The sequence below is a fragment of the Azospirillum argentinense genome (genome assembly GCF_000632475.1).
GTDB lineage: Bacteria > Pseudomonadota > Alphaproteobacteria > Azospirillales > Azospirillaceae > Azospirillum > Azospirillum baldaniorum.
Genome location: NZ_CP007794.1, coordinates 813,434 through 829,358, shown reverse-complemented (window position 1 = coordinate 829,358; position 15,925 = coordinate 813,434). Strand labels below are relative to the sequence as shown.

Annotated in this window: 17 protein-coding genes; 15 read left to right on the top strand and 2 right to left on the bottom strand. The window is 71.7% G+C overall.

What is annotated here, in order from left to right:
* Positions 1-7: 7 nt before the first annotated feature.
* Together ABAZ39_RS17920 and pseG are read left to right on the top strand one after the other, a co-directional pair.
* Positions 8-682, top strand: a complete 675-nt coding sequence (locus ABAZ39_RS17920) for a hypothetical protein (RefSeq protein WP_051658223.1) — start codon at positions 8-10, stop codon at positions 680-682.
* A 17-nt stretch (positions 683-699) separates the two neighbouring features.
* Complete coding sequence (gene pseG, locus ABAZ39_RS17915; RefSeq protein ID WP_081863129.1) at positions 700-1,755, top strand: UDP-2,4-diacetamido-2,4,6-trideoxy-beta-L-altropyranose hydrolase; 1,056 nt, start codon at positions 700-702, stop codon at positions 1,753-1,755.
* A 42-nt stretch (positions 1,756-1,797) separates the two neighbouring features.
* Here the strand turns inward: pseG and ABAZ39_RS17910 are convergent, their stop codons facing one another.
* Positions 1,798-2,568 (bottom strand): SDR family NAD(P)-dependent oxidoreductase, encoded by a 771-nt coding sequence (locus ABAZ39_RS17910; RefSeq protein WP_040134233.1) that lies wholly within the window; start codon positions 2,566-2,568, stop codon positions 1,798-1,800.
* A gap of 11 nt (positions 2,569-2,579) precedes the next feature.
* A complete protein-coding gene (locus tag ABAZ39_RS17905; RefSeq protein ID WP_040134232.1) occupies positions 2,580-3,662 on the bottom strand; it encodes a 3-oxoacyl-ACP synthase III family protein in 1,083 nt (360 codons plus the stop codon).
* A gap of 118 nt (positions 3,663-3,780) precedes the next feature.
* Between ABAZ39_RS17905 and ABAZ39_RS17900 the strand changes: the two genes are divergently transcribed.
* From ABAZ39_RS17900 to ABAZ39_RS17840, 13 genes are all read left to right on the top strand, one after another.
* A complete protein-coding gene (locus ABAZ39_RS17900; RefSeq protein WP_040134231.1) occupies positions 3,781-4,908 on the top strand; it encodes an aromatic ring-hydroxylating oxygenase subunit alpha in 1,128 nt (375 codons plus the stop codon).
* 8 nt (positions 4,909-4,916) lie between these two features.
* Positions 4,917-5,675: an SDR family NAD(P)-dependent oxidoreductase gene (locus ABAZ39_RS17895; RefSeq protein ID WP_247874699.1), complete on the top strand. Its 759-nt coding sequence runs from the start codon at positions 4,917-4,919 to the stop codon at positions 5,673-5,675.
* Between the two features lie 29 nt (positions 5,676-5,704).
* A complete protein-coding gene (locus ABAZ39_RS17890; protein WP_040134229.1) occupies positions 5,705-6,256 on the top strand; it encodes a GNAT family N-acetyltransferase in 552 nt (183 codons plus the stop codon).
* Positions 6,257-6,420: 164 nt separating this feature from the next.
* Positions 6,421-7,128 (top strand): sugar phosphate nucleotidyltransferase, encoded by a 708-nt coding sequence (locus ABAZ39_RS17885; protein ID WP_247874214.1) that lies wholly within the window; start codon positions 6,421-6,423, stop codon positions 7,126-7,128.
* A gap of 14 nt (positions 7,129-7,142) precedes the next feature.
* A complete protein-coding gene (locus ABAZ39_RS17880) occupies positions 7,143-9,119 on the top strand; it encodes a tetratricopeptide repeat protein (protein ID WP_040134227.1) in 1,977 nt (658 codons plus the stop codon).
* Positions 9,120-9,184: 65 nt separating this feature from the next.
* On the top strand, positions 9,185-10,804 hold the full coding sequence (locus ABAZ39_RS17875) for a glycosyltransferase (protein ID WP_040134226.1): 1,620 nt from the start codon (positions 9,185-9,187) through the stop codon (positions 10,802-10,804).
* Between the two features lie 30 nt (positions 10,805-10,834).
* On the top strand, positions 10,835-11,887 hold the full coding sequence (gene pseI, locus ABAZ39_RS17870; protein ID WP_040134225.1) for a pseudaminic acid synthase: 1,053 nt from the start codon (positions 10,835-10,837) through the stop codon (positions 11,885-11,887).
* Entirely contained in the window at positions 11,884-12,642 is a 759-nt protein-coding gene (locus tag ABAZ39_RS17865) for a cytidylyltransferase domain-containing protein (RefSeq protein ID WP_040134224.1), read from the top strand. Before pseI ends, ABAZ39_RS17865 begins: the two co-directional genes overlap by 4 nt.
* Positions 12,643-12,657: 15 nt before the next feature.
* Positions 12,658-12,891 (top strand): hypothetical protein, encoded by a 234-nt coding sequence (locus tag ABAZ39_RS17860; RefSeq protein ID WP_040134223.1) that lies wholly within the window; start codon positions 12,658-12,660, stop codon positions 12,889-12,891.
* 7 nt (positions 12,892-12,898) lie between these two features.
* Positions 12,899-13,717, top strand: a complete 819-nt coding sequence (locus ABAZ39_RS17855; protein WP_040134222.1) for an alpha/beta fold hydrolase — start codon at positions 12,899-12,901, stop codon at positions 13,715-13,717.
* Positions 13,714-13,992, top strand: coding sequence for an acyl carrier protein (locus tag ABAZ39_RS17850; protein WP_040134221.1), 279 nt, complete (start codon positions 13,714-13,716; stop codon positions 13,990-13,992). Before ABAZ39_RS17855 ends, ABAZ39_RS17850 begins: the two co-directional genes overlap by 4 nt.
* Entirely contained in the window at positions 13,989-15,185 is a 1,197-nt protein-coding gene (locus tag ABAZ39_RS17845; RefSeq protein WP_040134220.1) for an ANL family adenylate-forming protein, read from the top strand. Before ABAZ39_RS17850 ends, ABAZ39_RS17845 begins: the two co-directional genes overlap by 4 nt.
* On the top strand, positions 15,182-15,913 hold the full coding sequence (locus ABAZ39_RS17840) for an SDR family NAD(P)-dependent oxidoreductase (RefSeq protein ID WP_040134219.1): 732 nt from the start codon (positions 15,182-15,184) through the stop codon (positions 15,911-15,913). The genes ABAZ39_RS17845 and ABAZ39_RS17840 overlap by 4 nt, the downstream gene beginning before the upstream one ends.
* Positions 15,914-15,925: the final 12 nt, after the last annotated feature.

Sequence of the window (15,925 nt, the reverse complement as noted above, 5' to 3'; positions counted from 1 at the left end):
CCGCGCCATGACCCCAGACACCGCCCCGGACATCAGCTTCGCCGAGGTGATGCTGCGCAAGGGAGCGGAGCTTCTGCAGGACACGCTTCCGGAGGACGCGGCCGAGGAGGCGGTGAACATCATGGCGCGCCGTCTTGCCATCGCCGCGACGATGGACGCTCCGCTGGTTGTCCACGCCGAGGGCGGCGGGCGTCCGGAGATGTTCGAGGAGGCGATGCGGCTGGCCGGAGTCTCCGCCGGGGAGCGCGCCGCCGCCCTGGCCGAGGCCCGGCAAGCCGAGCGCGCCGTGGTGTTCGAGTTCGACGGCACCGGCCCGCTGACCGGCAACCGCGTGGTCGCCGCGGTGATTCGTCCGGAGGACCGGCCGGACCTTCTGGAGGCCTACCTCGCCATCGGGCGCCTGCGCGACGGGACCGCCCAGGTGACCGTCGCCCCGGCGACCCTGCGCCTCGACGCCCGCGCGCTGGCGGAGACGCTGGCGCTGATCGGTCCGGCGGCGCAGCACAGCCTCAACGCCGCCAACGCCGCCATGGCCCACGCGGCGAACATCACCGCTTTGCCGGGGCATGAGCTGGACAGCATGCCGGGCGCCCTCGTCGCGCTCTACTGGCACGCCTTCTGCCTGTCCTCGGCCCGCACGCGGCTGCGCCCCACCGGGCCGAACGCGCCGACCCTGCATTGAAGGCCGGGAGACGGCCCGTGAGGGTGCTGTTCCGCGCCGACGCCGGGGCCTCCATCGGGGCCGGGCACGTCATGCGCTGCCTCGCCGTGGCGGAGGCCGTGCAGGAGCTGGGAGGCGACGCCCTGTTCGCCGCGGCGAGCCTGCCATCGGCTTTGGAAGTGCGTCTGCGCTCGGCCGACATGGCCGTTCACCGGATCGACGCGGCTCCCGGCAGCGCCGCCGACCTTGCCGCGACGCGCGCCATCGCGGGGGAAGCCGGCGCCGCCGCCATCGTCCTGGATGGTTACGGATTCTCCGAAGGCTGGCGGGCCGGGCTGGCCGAGGCGGGGCTGCCCATCCTGGCCTTCGACGACGCCGGGACGGGGGAGCCGATCCACGCCGGACTGATCGTCAACGCCGCGCCGGACGCCGCATCGCTGCCCTACCGCAAGGGCAACCCCGACGCCCGGCTGCTGCTTGGCCCCGCCCACGCGCCGTTGCGGCGGGAGGTGCGGGAGGCCGCGGCGGCGGTCAAGCCACCGCTGGAGGAACGCCGCGGCCTGCTGGTCACCTTCGGCGGCTCCGACCCGCTGGGGCTGACCGCTCCGGTGATCGAACGGCTCGCGCCCCGCCTGCCGCCGGGTGTCCGGATGGATGTGGCGGTCGGCGGGGCGGTGCGCGACACGGGGGTGGTGGAGGCCGTGGCGGAGCGTTTCAAAGACAGCGTCCGGCTGCACCGCGACACGCCGCGCATGGGGCAGCTGATGGCGCAGGCCGGGCTGGCCGTCTCGGCGGCGGGCACCACGACGGGGGAACTGGCGGCCATAGGCACCCCCGCCGTCCTCGTCACCATCGCCGACAACCAGTTGGAGGCCGCGCGCCAGTCGGAGGCGCTGGGCTGGTGCGCCCTGGTGGCCGGGCAGACCCCAGGGGCGGCGGAGCGGATCGCGGACGTGGCGCTGGCGCTATGGACCGATCCGGCGCGGCGGCGGGCCATGGCGGGCAAGCTGGCGGGGATCGTCGATGGTCAGGGCGCCCTGCGCATCGCGCGGGCTCTGGCGGAGGCCATAGCAGCGGTCCGGAGTTCAAATTAACCCTCTCCCCGGAGGGGCGAGGGAAAGAATGGCGATACGCGGTCACCCCGCGGTGAAGCCGCCGTCCACCGGAAGCACCGTCCCGGTCACCCAGCGTCCGCTGTCGGCCAGCAGATAGGCCACGGCGTCGGCCACGTCCTGCGGTGCGCCATAGCCCAGCGGGTGGGCGGCGGCGAGCGCGGCGTTCTGTTCCACCGGCAGCATGGCGAACTGCTTCTCCGCCTTGGCGCCCAGCACCACCGCCGGGGCCACCACATTGACGCGGATGCGCTTGTCGGCCAGTTCCAGCGCCAAGGACTGCGCGATCGAGACCAGCGCCGCCTTGCTCGCGGCGTAGAGTGAGCGGCCCTTCTGACCCTTCAGCCCGGCGACCGAGCCGACATAGACGATCGACCCGCCGCCCGGCGCGAAGACGCCCTTCTGGTGGAAGCCGCGCGCCAGCATCAGCGACGCCCCGACGTTCAGCGTGAAATAGCGGTCGAACTGCGCCCGGTTGACCTGCCTCAGCACGGAGTAACCCTGCTCCGACGCGGAATGGACCAGACCGGCGAAGGGACCACCGGCCTCCGCCAGCCCCTTCATCCAGCCGGGAATGGCGTCGAGGTCGGTCAGGTCGAAGGGGGCGACGCTGTGCCGCTCCGGCCCGTCCAGCAGGGCGCGGGTGGCCTCCAGAGCGTCGGCGCGTCGGCCGACCAGGGTGAGGGCCGCGCCCAGCCCGGCCAGCGTCCGGCAAATCTCCCGCCCGATGTCGCTGTCCGCGGAGGCTCCGGTCACCAGCAGGCGCCGTCCCGTGAGGTCGAGCGGGTTGCGCATGGTCCGGCGGCTCAGGGGGTCAGCAAGGGGAAGTCGTCGGGGATCTCCTGCACCGCCGGGGCGGGGATCGGCCCGACGTCGGCGACCACGGCGCCCCAGGACCAGCCGACGCCGAAACCGGCCAGCAGCATCTTGCGCGTGCCGGTGGACAGCGCCTCGCCCAGCCGGTGGCTGACCGCCAGCGGGATCGAGGCGGAGCTGGTGTTGCCGAAATCGTGCATGTCCACGAGGAATTTTTCCGACGGGAACTTGGTCTTCTTGCGCAGATGCTCCAGCATGAAGGCGTTGGCTTGGTGCATCACGCAGAGGTCGATGTCCTCCACCCCCACGCCGGCGAACTCCAGCGTCTCGCGGATCAGCGGCGGCACGGCGCGCAGCGTGAAGGCGAAGACCTCCGCCCCGTTCAGCGACAGGCGCGAGTCGGTGAACATTTGCTCCTGCTTCTCCGCCGGCCAGGGCTCGCGTCCCGGCACCAGCGAGTTGCGGCGCCCGCCGGCCTTGACCCAGATGTTCTTGGCCCCGCCGCCGTCGGTGCCGACGACGACATGGATCGGCGCGGCCCCCTGGCTGACCTCCAGGGCCACGGCCCCGCCCGCATCGCCGAACAGCGGCAGGGTGGAGCGGTCGCCCGGCACGAGGTGGCGCGAGCTGGTGTCGCCGCACAGCACGATGGCCCGCCGGCCCGTCGACCCGCCGAGCAGCCGCCCGGCCATCCACAGCCCATAGACGAAGCCGGAGCAGCCCAGATTGACGTCGAAGCAGGCTGCCCCCGTCCCCAGCCCCAGCCGCTTCTGCATGACGCAGGAGGTCGCGGGCACGTTGTAGTCGGGGTCCTGCGACACGAATACCAGCACGTCGACGCTGGCCGGGTCCCAGCCGAGCTGGGCGAGCAGCCCTTCCGCCGCCGCGACGCACATGTCCGACGCGCAGATGTGCGGCGGGGCGATGCGCCGCTCGTAGACGCCGGTGGTGGCGAACAGCTTCTCCGCTTCCTCCGCCGTGAAGAGGGAGTGGTCCTCCAGGAAGGAATGGCGGTGCGGCGGCACGGCGGCCCGGAATCCCGCGATGCGCACGCCCTCGATGATGGCCTTCACCGGCTGCTCCCTCCCTCCGCCGCCGCTGCGTCCGTCCTGGACTTGGGCGAATTCGGAGACTATTAACCGAAAGAACGCTAGGGTCGAATGATTAACGAACCGATAAATGGAATCAGCCATGGATGACCGGGTTCAGCAAAGCCGGCTTTCGTTCCCGCCCGACATGGTGATTCCGCCCCAGCGTTACTCCGGCGAGGCCAATCACGCCGAAGAGGCGGCGCGAGTCTTCCGCCGTTGCTGGATGTTCGTTGGATTTACGGACGACCTGCGCAACGACAACGACTTCATCACCGCCGACATCGCCGGCACCTCGGTTCTGGTCCAGAATTTCGACGGTGACTTGCGGGCCTATCACAATGTCTGCACGCACCGCTATTCGCTGATCCACCTTCGGCCCTGCGGCAACGGCAAGCCGGTCTGCCCCTATCACGGCTGGGTCTTCAACCGCGACGGCGTTCCGGTCGGCATTCCCGGCAACCGCGAGCATTTCGGGCTGGACGACGCCGCGAAGAAACGCCTCGCCCTGCGGCGCTTCGAGGTGGCGGTGCGGGGCCGCTTCGTCTTCGTCCGGCTTGAGCCGGCCGGGCCGGGGCTGGACGAGCAATTGGGCGCCTATGGCGCCGTCCTCGACCATCTGTCGGAGCTGTTCACCGACCGCATCGACGAGGGCGTTCTGCCCTGGAACGCCAACTGGAAGGCGGCGCTGGAAAGCGCCCTGGAGGTCTACCACGTCGACGCCACCCACCCGGAGACCTTCAAGGGCTACGTGAAGAAGGTGTGGGTCTGCTCCTACGAGGGCGAGCATTCGCGGGGCGTCAGCCAGCTGTCCGACGGCTCGGCGCGCTGGTGGGACGGGGTGAGCCAGAAGATGGGGCTGCCGCGCAGCGACCGGCTGGAAAGCTACGACCACTATCTGATCTTCCCCAACCTCGCCATCGGAGTTTCCCATGGTGCGCTGATGAGCGTCCAGACCTACGACCCGGTCGGGCCGGACCGCTGCGACCTGCATTTCCGCCTGTTTGTGGGCGAGACCTCCAAGCCGCAGACCAAGGGCGGGGCCGCGCGCAAGGCGGTGGAGGCCAACGTCGCCGGCTTCAACCGCACCATCCTGGGTGAGGACCAGCGCGTGGCCGAAGCCACCCACAAGGGGCTGAAGCAGGTCCAGGCCCCGGCCGTCCTCGGCTCCTGCGAGGAGCGCATCGCCGCCTTCCACCGGGCGTGGCTCGCCCGCATGGCCGCCGAATGAGCCGGGACATGAGCCCGCTCGTCGATCTCACCGGACGGCATGTCCTGGTCACCGGCGCGTCGGCCGGCATCGGGCGGGCGACCGCTCTGCTGGCCGCGAGGCTCGGCGCACGGGTCACGCTCAACGGGCGCGACGCCGGGCGGTTGGCCGAGACGCTGGTGCTTCTGCCGGGGGAGGGGCACCGGACGGCGGCCTTCGACCTGTCGGACAGCGACGCCGTTCCCGGCTGGGTCAAGGCGCAGGCGGACGCCGGCGGTCCCATCGCCGGTCTGGCCCATTGCGCTGGCGTGCAGGTCGGCAAGCCGGTGCGCGGCGTCGACCGCGCCTTCTTCGACGGCATCCTGCATGCCAACCTGCTGAGCGCTCTGGCGCTGGCCCGCGGCCTGCGGCAGAAGGGCTGCCACGCCGAAACGGCGGCGCTGGTGCTGGTGTCCTCCGTCGCCGCGGAGATCGGGCAGCCGGGCAACGTGGTCTATTCGGCGGCCAAGGGCGGGCTGGTCTCGGCCACCCGTGGGCTGGCCATGGAGTTCCTGCGCGACGGCATCCGCGTCAACTGCGTCGCCCCGGCGATGGTCGAGACGGAGATGATGGAGCGCTTCCGCCGCACCACCACGGCGGAGCAGTTCGAGGCGATCCGCGCCGCCCATCCCATGGGCTTCGGCAAGCCGGAGGACGTGGCCTCGGCCATCGCCTTCCTGCTGTCGCCGGCCAGCGGCTGGATCAACGGTGTGATGCTGCCGGTGGATGGCGGCTATCTGGCGACGTGACGCCGCAGGTGTTCGAAGGGTAAGGGTCCATGTTCCGCTTCCGCCGACCGACGACCGACGATGCCGAGATGCTGCTGCGCTGGCGAACCGAGCCGTCGATCACCCGCTTCATGTTCACCGATCTGGCGAACCCGGACGTCGAGCGGCAGCGCGCGTGGCTGGCCGCGATGGACGCCCGCGCGGACTTCCGCCATTTCATCATCGAGCATGAGGGCCGCCCGGTCGGCTATCTTTCCTACTATGACATCGACCGGGTGCATCTGCGCTGCTCCTCCGGCTCGTACATCGTGGAGGAGAAGGACAGGCGGAAGCTCGCCGGCTTCCTGCACTGCTTCATCATGGATTATTGCTTCTACGGTTTGGGGATGAACAAGCTCTTCAATTATTTCTTGGAGGGCAACGACACGGTCATCCGCATCCAGAGGGTTGTAAAAGCGCGCGAGGTCGGGGTGCTGCGTCAACATGTCCAGAAATACGGCCGTTTCCACGACGTCCATGTGTTCGAGACGCTGCGCAGCGATTGGGAGGGGCACCCCCATATCTTCGCGCGCGAAACCACGCTGGCCGCCTTCGCGGAATAGGCCAGGCGGCTGGGGGCTTACGTTGGGCGGTCGGCCGGGAAAGTTCGCCGTCACCCCCACCGAATGTTTGACCAATCCACCGCCGACGCGGTATGCGGCGGGGGTGGGGGCGGCGCCGCGGCGCCGGGAGCATGAGGGGAAGCACGGTGCGGCCTGAGGAAGCCTTGACGGACATCGACGTCACGCTGCTTGCCGGTGGTCTCGGCTCGCGCATGCGGGGCGTCTCGGGCGACACGCCCAAGGTGCTGGCTCCCATCGCGGGCCGCGCCTTTCTCGGACATCTGCTGGACCATCTGGCCGCCTACGGCGCGCGCCGGGTGGTGCTGTGCCTGGGCCATCTGGCGGACCGGGTGACGGCGTGGCTGGCCCAGGGCGACACCAACCGGTCGTTGGACGTCGTCTGCCAGATCGAGCCGAGCCAGATGGGCTCCGCCGCGGCGCTCGCCTACATCCGCAAGGACCTCAAGGCCGGCACCGTCCTGGTGATGAGCGGCGATACCTTCCTGGACGCCGACCTGCGCGCCTTCGTCGCGTCGCACCGCCTGTCGGGGGCCGAGGCGTCGGTGCTGTGCGTGGAGGTCGAGGACGCCGCCCGCTTCGGCCGGGTGGAGGTCGGGCCGGACAGCCGGGTCCGCCAGTTCCTCGACAAGGCGCCGGGGCGCGGCGTCATCAACGCCGGGGTCTACCTCTTCTCCGCGGCCTTCCTCGACCGCATCGCCGCCTCCGGGGCCAGTTCGCTGACCCGCGACGTGCTGCACAAGATGCCGCCGGGCACGCTGCACGGCCACATCGCCAAGGCGCGCTTCATCGATATGGGCACGCCGGAGAGTCTGGCGGTCGCCGCCAGCGTGATCGGCGGCCGCGAGACCTGAGCGGAGCGGGCGCCGTGGCGACGCTGGACGAAGCGCTGGCCATCGCGCTCGACCTCCACACCGCCGGGCGGACGGAGGAGGCGGAAACCATCTACGGGCGGATCCTCGACGCCGTTCCGGACGAGCCGAACGCCCTTCACCTCTACGGGCTTCTCTGCGCCCAGTGTGGGCGGCTGGAGCAGGCCGCCGAGCTGCTGGGCCAAGCGGTGGCGCTACGCCCCGGCCAGCCCGAATACCGCGCCAACCTCGCGACCCTGCATCAAGCCCGCGGCAACCTCGCCGCGGCGGCCGCGGAATACCGGGCCGCCCTGCGGCTTTGCCCCGATTCGGCGGCGCTCGCCTTCCCGCTGGCGGGGGCGGCGCGGCAGATGGGGGACAGCGGGCTCGCCCTGGCGGCCTATCGCCGCACCACCCTCATGCAGCCCGACCTTGCCGAGCCGATGGCCCAGGCCGGCATCCTGCTGCGCTACGCGGGACGGACCGGCGAGGCGGTGTCGACCCTGCGCCGTGCCGTCCGGCTGCGCCGCGACCATGGCGAGGCGTGGCACCATCTCGGCGTGGCGCTCCAGCGGACCAGGGAGCCGGACGCGGTGACGGCGCTGGTGCAGGCCGTGGCTCTGCTGCCGGAGGACGCGACGCCCCGGCTCAATCTTGGCCGCGCCCATTACGACGCGGGGCGGTGGGGCGCCGCCGTTGCGGCCCTGCGCGGCGCGCTGGCGCTCGACCCGGCGAACGACGGCGCGCTGGAGCTTCTCGCCGCCGCCCGGCACAAGGCGGGCAGAGAGGGGGCGGGCGGAGAGGGGCCGGTCGGGGAAGGGGAGGCCGTGACGGCTTTGCGCCGTCTGCTGCGGCTGCGTCCGGACGCGGCGAACGGCTGGTACGCGCTGTCGCTTGCCGAACACGGCGCCCTGGGGTCGCTCCGCCGCGCGCTTGCCCTTCAACCGGATCACCGCAACGCTTTGAGCGGGCTGGCGAACCGCTTGCGCGACCAGAGGGAGATCGCCGCCTCGCTGCGCCTGCACGATCGCGCCATCCGCCTTGAGCCGGCCAGCGCCGAGGCGCGCTGGAACCGCTCCCTGGCCCGGCTGCTCGCCGGCGACCTGACCGGCGGTTGGGAGGACTACGAGGCGCGCTGGGGCGTCGCCGATTTCCCGACCAAGCCGCGCGGGCTGCCGCAGCCGCTGTGGAGCGGCGAGAGCATCGCCGGGCAAACCATCCTGCTGCACGAGGAGCAGGGCCGCGGCGACGCCATCCAGTTCGTCCGCTACGCCCCCCTGGTGGCCGCCCGTGGTGCCCGCGTGCTGCTGGAGGTCGGTGCCGATCTGGTTCCGCTGTTCCGCGGCCTGCCGGGGGTGGAGCGGGTCTTCGCGCGCGGCGAGGCTTTACCCGCCTTCGACTGGCAGTGCCCGCTGCTCAGCCTGCCGCGGGCCTTCGCCACCCGGCTGGAGACCATTCCCGCCGCCGTCCCCTACCTGAGCGCCGATCCGGCGCGCATTGGGGCGTGGCGGGGACGGCTGGCCGGCGACAGTCTCACGGTCGGGCTGGTCTGGGCCGGCAACCCGCAGTTCGCCGGGGACCGCGAGCGGTCGCCGGGCTTGGCGGCGCTGGCCCCGCTGCTGGTGGTGCCGGGCTGCCGCTTCTTCGGCCTGCAACTCGGCCCCGGACACGACGAGCTGGCGCGGTGGGCGATGCCGCCCTCCTTCACCGATCTGGCGCCGGAGATCCGCGACTTCGCCGACACCGCGGCGATCATGGCGTCGCTGGATCTGGTGGTGTCCTCCTGCACCGCGCCCGCCCATCTGGCCGGAGCGCTGGGCGTTCCGCTGTGGGTGCTGCTGTCCCACGCGCCGGACTGGCGCTGGCTGCTCGACCGCGCCGACAGCCCCTGGTACCCGACCGCCCGCCTGTTCCGCCAGCCCCGCCCCGGCGATTGGGCCACGGCGGTGGGCGAGGTCGCGGCGGCTCTGGCCGAGCGTGCGGCGCATTCTTGAAACCTTAACCACGCCGGGGCTATCAGGAGGCGGGGCGCACCACAGGCGCCGGTTGGGGGATCCGCATGTCCGACATCGCCGGGGAACAGGCCGCCACGTTGAAGGCGCTGCTGGCCGAGCGCCAGTTCAACGCCGACCGCCTCAACGCCCTGACGGCCCATTGCGAGCGCATGCGCCGCGAACTGGATTTGGACGCCCGCCTGTCCATCGCCGAGGACTTGCGCCGCGACCCGCCGACCACGGAGACGGTGCTGCTCCACTCCGTGCTGTTCCAGCTGTCCGGCGACCTCTACCACTACGAGCGGATTCTCCATTACCTGCTGCTGGGCGGGGAGCGGGTCGGGCCGCAATTGATGCACTACACCTACTGGTGCATGGCGCGGCAGCTGTTCCTGGCGGCCTCGGCGCCGGAGAAGCTGGCCGCCTTCGGCCCCTGCGACCTGTTCCGCTTCTATGAGGAGCTGGTGCTGGCGGTGACGCGGCGCTGGGGCATCGTTCCGCCGCGCCATACGCCGCGCAACGGGCCGATCCGCCGGGTGGCCGTGCTGACCAACCAGTTCACCAACGACCAGCACCAGCCCTCGCGCGACTGCTTCGACTACGCCAGCCGGCTCCAGGACGACTTCGGGCTCGATGTCGCCATCATCAACTGCAACACCATGCCGTTGCGGGCCGAGAGCCTGTTCGTGCCGCCGATGGTCGCGGAACTGGTCACCGATTACGAGGGCGTCTTCGCCCTGACGATGTTCGGGCGGCAGGTGAAGACGGCCTCCTTCACCGACCGCGCCTTCTCCAAGAACAAGCTGTCCACCATCGTCGGGGCCATCGACGGCTACGACCCCGATCTGCTGGTGACCTTCGGCGGGGCCAACGTGGTGGGCGACCTGTTCGCGGCGACCGGCGCGCGGCCGGTGGTCTGCCTGCCCACCACCTCGGGCATGACCATCTCGCTGGCCCATCTGGTGCTGGGGTATGAGGAGGGGAATCACACGGCCGCCATGCCGGCGCTCTACCGTGGTCCCTTCGCGCGGCGTTTCCGGCCCTTCACGCTGGGCTTCTCCCCGCCCCCCACGGCGGGGGCCGGAGGCACTCTCGATCTCGGCGATGCGGCCTTCGTCTTCGCGGTGGTCGGCACCCGTCTGGACCTCGAGGTAACCGCGGAGTTCCTTGCGCTCGCCGACTCGATCCTCGACCGCTGCCCCGGCGCGGTGGTCGTCTTCGCAGGGGAGGTTGAGCAACTGCCGGCCCGGCTGAAGGCGGCGCGCAACGGCGCGCGGATGCGCAGCCTGGGCCATCTCAAGGACATCCGCGCCTTCTACCGGCGCTGCCACGCCTACCTCAACCCGTCGCGGCAGGGCGGCGGCGGCAGCGCCGCCTACGCCATCGCGGAAGGGCTTCCGGTGGTCACGCTGGCCTGGGGCGACGTGGCGAGCGTGGCCGGAGCGGGCATCCCCGTGCCGGACGACGCCGCCTATGTGGAGCGGGCCGCCGGCCTGTTCGCCGACCCCGCGCTGCGGGAGCGGCAGGCGGAGCTGTCGCGCATCCGTTTCCAGACCGTCGGCGACCGCCACCGCTGCACCGAACGGCTGCTGGCCTATGGCGAGGAGGCGCGGGACCTTCTGCGGGCTGCGGCCAAGGCGGACGCACAAAGGGAAGACCCGCCGTCCGCTTCCGTGGCAGAGTGACACCCGACCATCACAGCGAGACCGCCCTCCGTGCCGCGCGACGTCATCATCAACGGCCGTCCCATCGGCCCCGGCCACCCGCCGTATCTGATCGCCGAGATGTCGGGCAACCACCAGGGCGACCTGAACCGGGCGCTGGCCCTGGTCGATGCCGCCAAGGAGGCCGGCGCCGACGCGGTGAAGCTGCAGACCTACACCGCCGACACCCTGACCATCGACCATGACGGGCCGGGCTTCCTGCTGGAGGGCGGGTTGTGGAAGGGCCGCACCCTGCACGACCTCTACCGCGAGGCCCACACCCCCTGGGAGTGGCACGGCCCGCTGTTCGAGCGCGCGCGCGCCATTGGCCTGACCATCTTCAGTTCCCCCTTCGACGACACGGCGGTGGATCTGCTGGAGCGGCTGGACGCCCCGGCCTTCAAGATCGCCTCCTTCGAGGTGAACGACCTGCCGCTGATCCGCCGGGCCGCCCGCTCGGGCAAGCCGCTGATCCTGTCCACCGGCCTCGCCACGCTGGGCGAGATCGGCGAGGCGGTGGAGGCCGTGGGCGACGCGCCGCTCGTCCTGCTTCATTGCGTCAGCGGCTACCCGACGCCGCCGGAGGACTGCAACCTGCGCACCATCCCGCATCTGGCGCAGGCCTTCGGCGTCGCTGTCGGCCTGTCCGACCACACCCACGGCGTGGCGGTGCCGGTCGCCGCGACGGCGCTGGGGGCGGTGGTGATCGAGAAGCACTTCACCCTGTCCCGCGCCGACGGCGGGGTGGACAGCGCCTTTTCCCTGGAGCCGGCGGAGTTCAAGGCGATGGCCAATTCCGTGCGCACAGCCTGGGCAGCTCTGGGCCGCGTCCATTACGGGGTGAAGCCGAGCGAGGCGGGAGGGCGCGACTATCGTCGCTCCCTCTACGTCACCGCCGACGTGGCGGTGGGCGAGGCGTTGAGCGCCGACAGCGTCCGCTCCATCCGTCCCGGCTTCGGAATGAAGCCGAAGCATCTCCCTGCCGTGCTCGGCCGCCGCGCCGCCCGCGCGCTGAAGCGCGGCGAGCCGCTGCGCTGGGACATGCTGGCCCCGGAGGACGAATGAGCGCCGCCACGGCCAAGCCGCGCGTGGTCTGCATCTCGCAGGCCCGCATGACCTCGACCCGATTGCCCGGCAAGGTGCTGATGGAAGCGGCGGGGCGGCCGCTGCTGGCGCATCATCTGGAGCGTTTGGCGCGTTGCCGGACGCTCGACGCGCTGGTGCTGGCGACCACGGTCAACGGCACCGACGACCCTGTGGCGGAGCTGGCGGGATCGCTCGGCGTACCGGTGTTCCGTGGCGACGAGCAGGACGTGCTCGGGCGCTTCGCCGGGGCCGCCGCCATGGCCGGGGCGGACGTGGTGGTGCGGGTCACCGCCGACTGTCCGCTGATCGACCCGGCGCTGGTGGACCGCTTGGTGACTGCCTTTCTGGAGACGGTGCCGCCGCTCGACTATCTCAGCCTGGACGTCACCCGTTTCCCACGCGGGCTGGATGCGGAGGTCTTCCCCCGCGCCGCTCTGGTGGAGGCCGCCGCCACCGCCGCCGATCCGGCGGAGCGCGAACACGTCACCGCCCATATCTACCGCCGTCCTGAGCGTTTCCGCATCGGCATTCCCCTGGCGCCGGAGGACGGCACCGTCCTCGACCAGCGCTGGTGCGTGGACGAGCCGGCCGACCTGGAACTGGTGCGCCGCCTGCTGGGCGCCTTGCTCCCCGAAAATCCCGGCTTCGGCTGGCAGGATTGTTGCAATCTGCTGCGCCAGAACCCTGAATGGGCCGACCTGAACGGCAGCGTGCGTCAGAACACGCTCCACTGAAACGGAGACACCACCATGGACCGCAAGGAATTCCTGCTCGCGCTCGACGAGATGCTGGAGCTGGACGCCGGCACCCTGACGGGCGCGGAAGACCTCGAATCGATCGACAGCTGGGACTCGCTGGCCGTCATCAGCTTCATCGCCCTGGTCGACGAGAAGCTCGGCCATGTCGTGGAGGGCGAGAAGCTCGTCAAGGCGAAGACGGTGGACGACCTGCTCGGTCTGGCCGGCATCGCCGTGGCCGCCTGACTCTCAGGTGTCCGAACGGATTGAGCGCACTCCGCGGCGCGGGCGGGCCGACATCGACGGAGGTCCCGCCGCCTATCTGTCGATGGGGCGGGGTGGCGTTCCGGCGCTGCTCCTGCACGGCTTCGCCGGGGATTCGCTGACCTGGCAGTTCAACGCCGCGGCGCTGGCCGCCGACCGCCGGGTTCTGGCGGTCGATCTGCCGGGGCACGGCGCCTCGACCCTGGAGGTCGGGGACGGGCGGGTCGGCGCCTTCGCCCCGTGGCTGCTGCGCCTGCTGGACGCGCTGGAGATTCCGCGGGTCCACGCGGTCGGCCATTCGATGGGCGGTTGCGTCGCGCTGGAGCTGGCGCGGCTGGCCCCGGATCGGGTGGCGAGCCTGTCGCTGGTCGCCAGCGCCGGCCTCGGCCCCGATTTCGATCTGGAGTTCCTGCGGCGGGTCGCCGCGCTGGAGACGGTGGAGGAGGGGCGGGACTGCGCCGCGCGCCTGTTCGCCCGGCCCTGGCTGCTGGCCGGGCGCGTCGGCGAGGTGATGCACGCCCAAGCCGCCGCCCCCCGGCGCCGCGCCGCCCTGGAGCGGATCATCGCCGGCTCCTTCGCGGAGGCGCACCGCTCGACCGGCCCGGTGGATTGGACGGCCTTCCCGATGCCGATCCAGTTGCTGTGGGGACGGGAGGACCGCATCATCCCGGTGCCGACCGCCGACCGACTGCCCCCCGGCGCGCCGCTTCATCTCTTCGACAAGGCCGGGCACTTGCCGCATAGTGAGGCGGCGACCCCTGTCACGGCCATCCTCCGCGACTTCCTTTCCGCATGCGACCCCCAATGACCGACTCCATGTTCGCGCTGATCGCCGAAGAGCTTGCCCGCATCGCCGCCGACAAGGGGGAAACCCTGCCGGCCCTCGGCCCGGACACGCGTTTCCTCGGCGGGGAATTGCCGATCGACTCCCTCGACCTTGCCACGCTGCTGGTGGTGCTGGAGCAGCGCACCGGCCAGGACCCGTTCCGCGCCGGCTTCGTCCAGTTCAACACGGTCGGGGAGCTTGCGGCCCTTTACCGTCCTGCCCTCTGCCAACCAGGCCTGCCCGCCGGGTCCGCATGAGCCCGCCATCCCCGCCCCCCTGGGTTCATCCCGGCGTTCGCCTGATCGAGGCGGAGCGCAGCGTCGGCTGGGCGGAGATCGCCGTGCAGGCCGACGCCTTCGAAGCGGCGTTCCGGGCCGCGGGGGGGAGGGTGGTTCTGCCGCCCGACGGTGTTCCGGCCCTGGTCGCCGCCCTGGTCGCCGCCGAGCGGTCCGGGGTGGAACTGCATCTGTCGCGCCGCGCCTCCGCCGAGGCGGCGGCCAAGCCCCACGAGCCGGGCTTCGCGGTGCTGTTGGAGACCTCCGGCACCACCGGCATGCCGAAACTGATCCGGCACGATTTCCGGCGCCTGCGCGGGCGGCTGCGCGGCGCGGCCGATCCGGACGCGCGCTGGCTGTTGGCCTATGAGCCGGCGGCCTTCGCCGGGCTTCAGGTGATCCTGACGGCGCTCGCTGCGGGGGCGACCCTGGTGTCGGCGCCCGGCGCCGGGGCGGTGGACCTGGCGCGCCTCGCCGTGCGGCACGCGGTCACCCACATCAGCGCGACCCCCAGCTTCTGGCGCGCCTTCCTGCTGGCGCTCGACGGCGAGGCGCCGCCGCTGGTCGCCGTCACGCTGGGCGGCGAGGTGGCCGACCAGCCGCTGCTCGACCGGCTGGCGGCGCGGTTCCCGACGGCGAAGCTTCGGCACATCTACGCCTCGACGGAGGCCGGCGCCCTCTTCGCGGTGGGCGACGGCAAGGCCGGCTTCCCCGCCGCTTGGCTGAATGACGGCATCGACGGGGTGGGGCTGCGCCTGAGCGACGGTGTGCTGGAGGTGAACAGCCCCCGCGCGATGCTCGGCCATGACGGTGGCTGGCTGTCCACCGGCGACGTCGTGGAGGTGCGCGGCGACCGCGCGCTGTTCGCCGGGAGGCTTGACGGGCGGGTCAATGTCGGCGGGGTGAAGGTCTCCCCGGAGGTGGTGGAGCAGGTGCTGCTCGATGTTCCGGGCGTGCGGGACGCCCTGGTCCAGGCCGCGGCCAACCCGGTGACCGGCCACATCCTGACCGCTCTGGTGGTTCCGGCGCCTGGAACGGAGGAAACCGCGTTGCGCGCCGCGATCCGCACCGCCGTGGCCGATCTGCCGCCGGCCGCGCGCCCCCGTCTGGTGACCATGACCGGGAGCATCGCCCTGGGCGCAGCGGGCAAGAAGACGCGGAAGGGAACGGCATGAGCGGCAAGCGGCACGTCATCGTCACCGGCGGCAGCCGCGGGCTGGGGCTGGGCATCGTCGAGGCGCTGCTGGCCGAGGGCTATCGCGTCTCCACCTGCAGCCGCGCGCCGGGCGAGGCGCTGGAACGGCTGGCCGGTCCCGACCTGTTCTGGCAACCCTGCCGCATCGGCGACGGGGAGTCGGTGCGGGCCTTCATGGACGCCGCTCTCGACTGGGGCGGCGGGGCGCCGCTGTGGGGGCTGGTCAACAACGCCGGCATCGCGCGCGAGGGCGTGCTGGCGACCTTCCCCGAGATCGACGTGGAGGAGGTCATCCAGGTCAACCTGACCGGCGCCATCCAGGTCGCCCGCGCCTTCCTGCGCGCCAAGCTGGTGAAGCGGGGGCCGGGGCGGATCGTCAACATCTCCTCGATCATCGGGCAGCGCGGCTACAATGGGCTGTCCGCCTATTCGGCGTCGAAGGCGGGGCTGGACGGGCTGACCCGCGCCCTGGCGCGCGAGGTCGGCCGGCTCCAGGTCACCGTCAATTCGGTTGCGCCCGGCTATCTCGCCACCGAGATGTCCGGCACGCTGGCCGACGGGCAGCGCGACCAGATCGTGCGGCGCACCCCGCTGGGCCGGCTGGGCGATGTGGCCGACGTGGTTCCGGTGGTGCGTTTCCTGCTGGGCGACGGGGCGGGTTTCGTGACCGGCCAGACCATCGTCGTCGATGGCGGCATCACCGGCTGACGGAAGGAGACG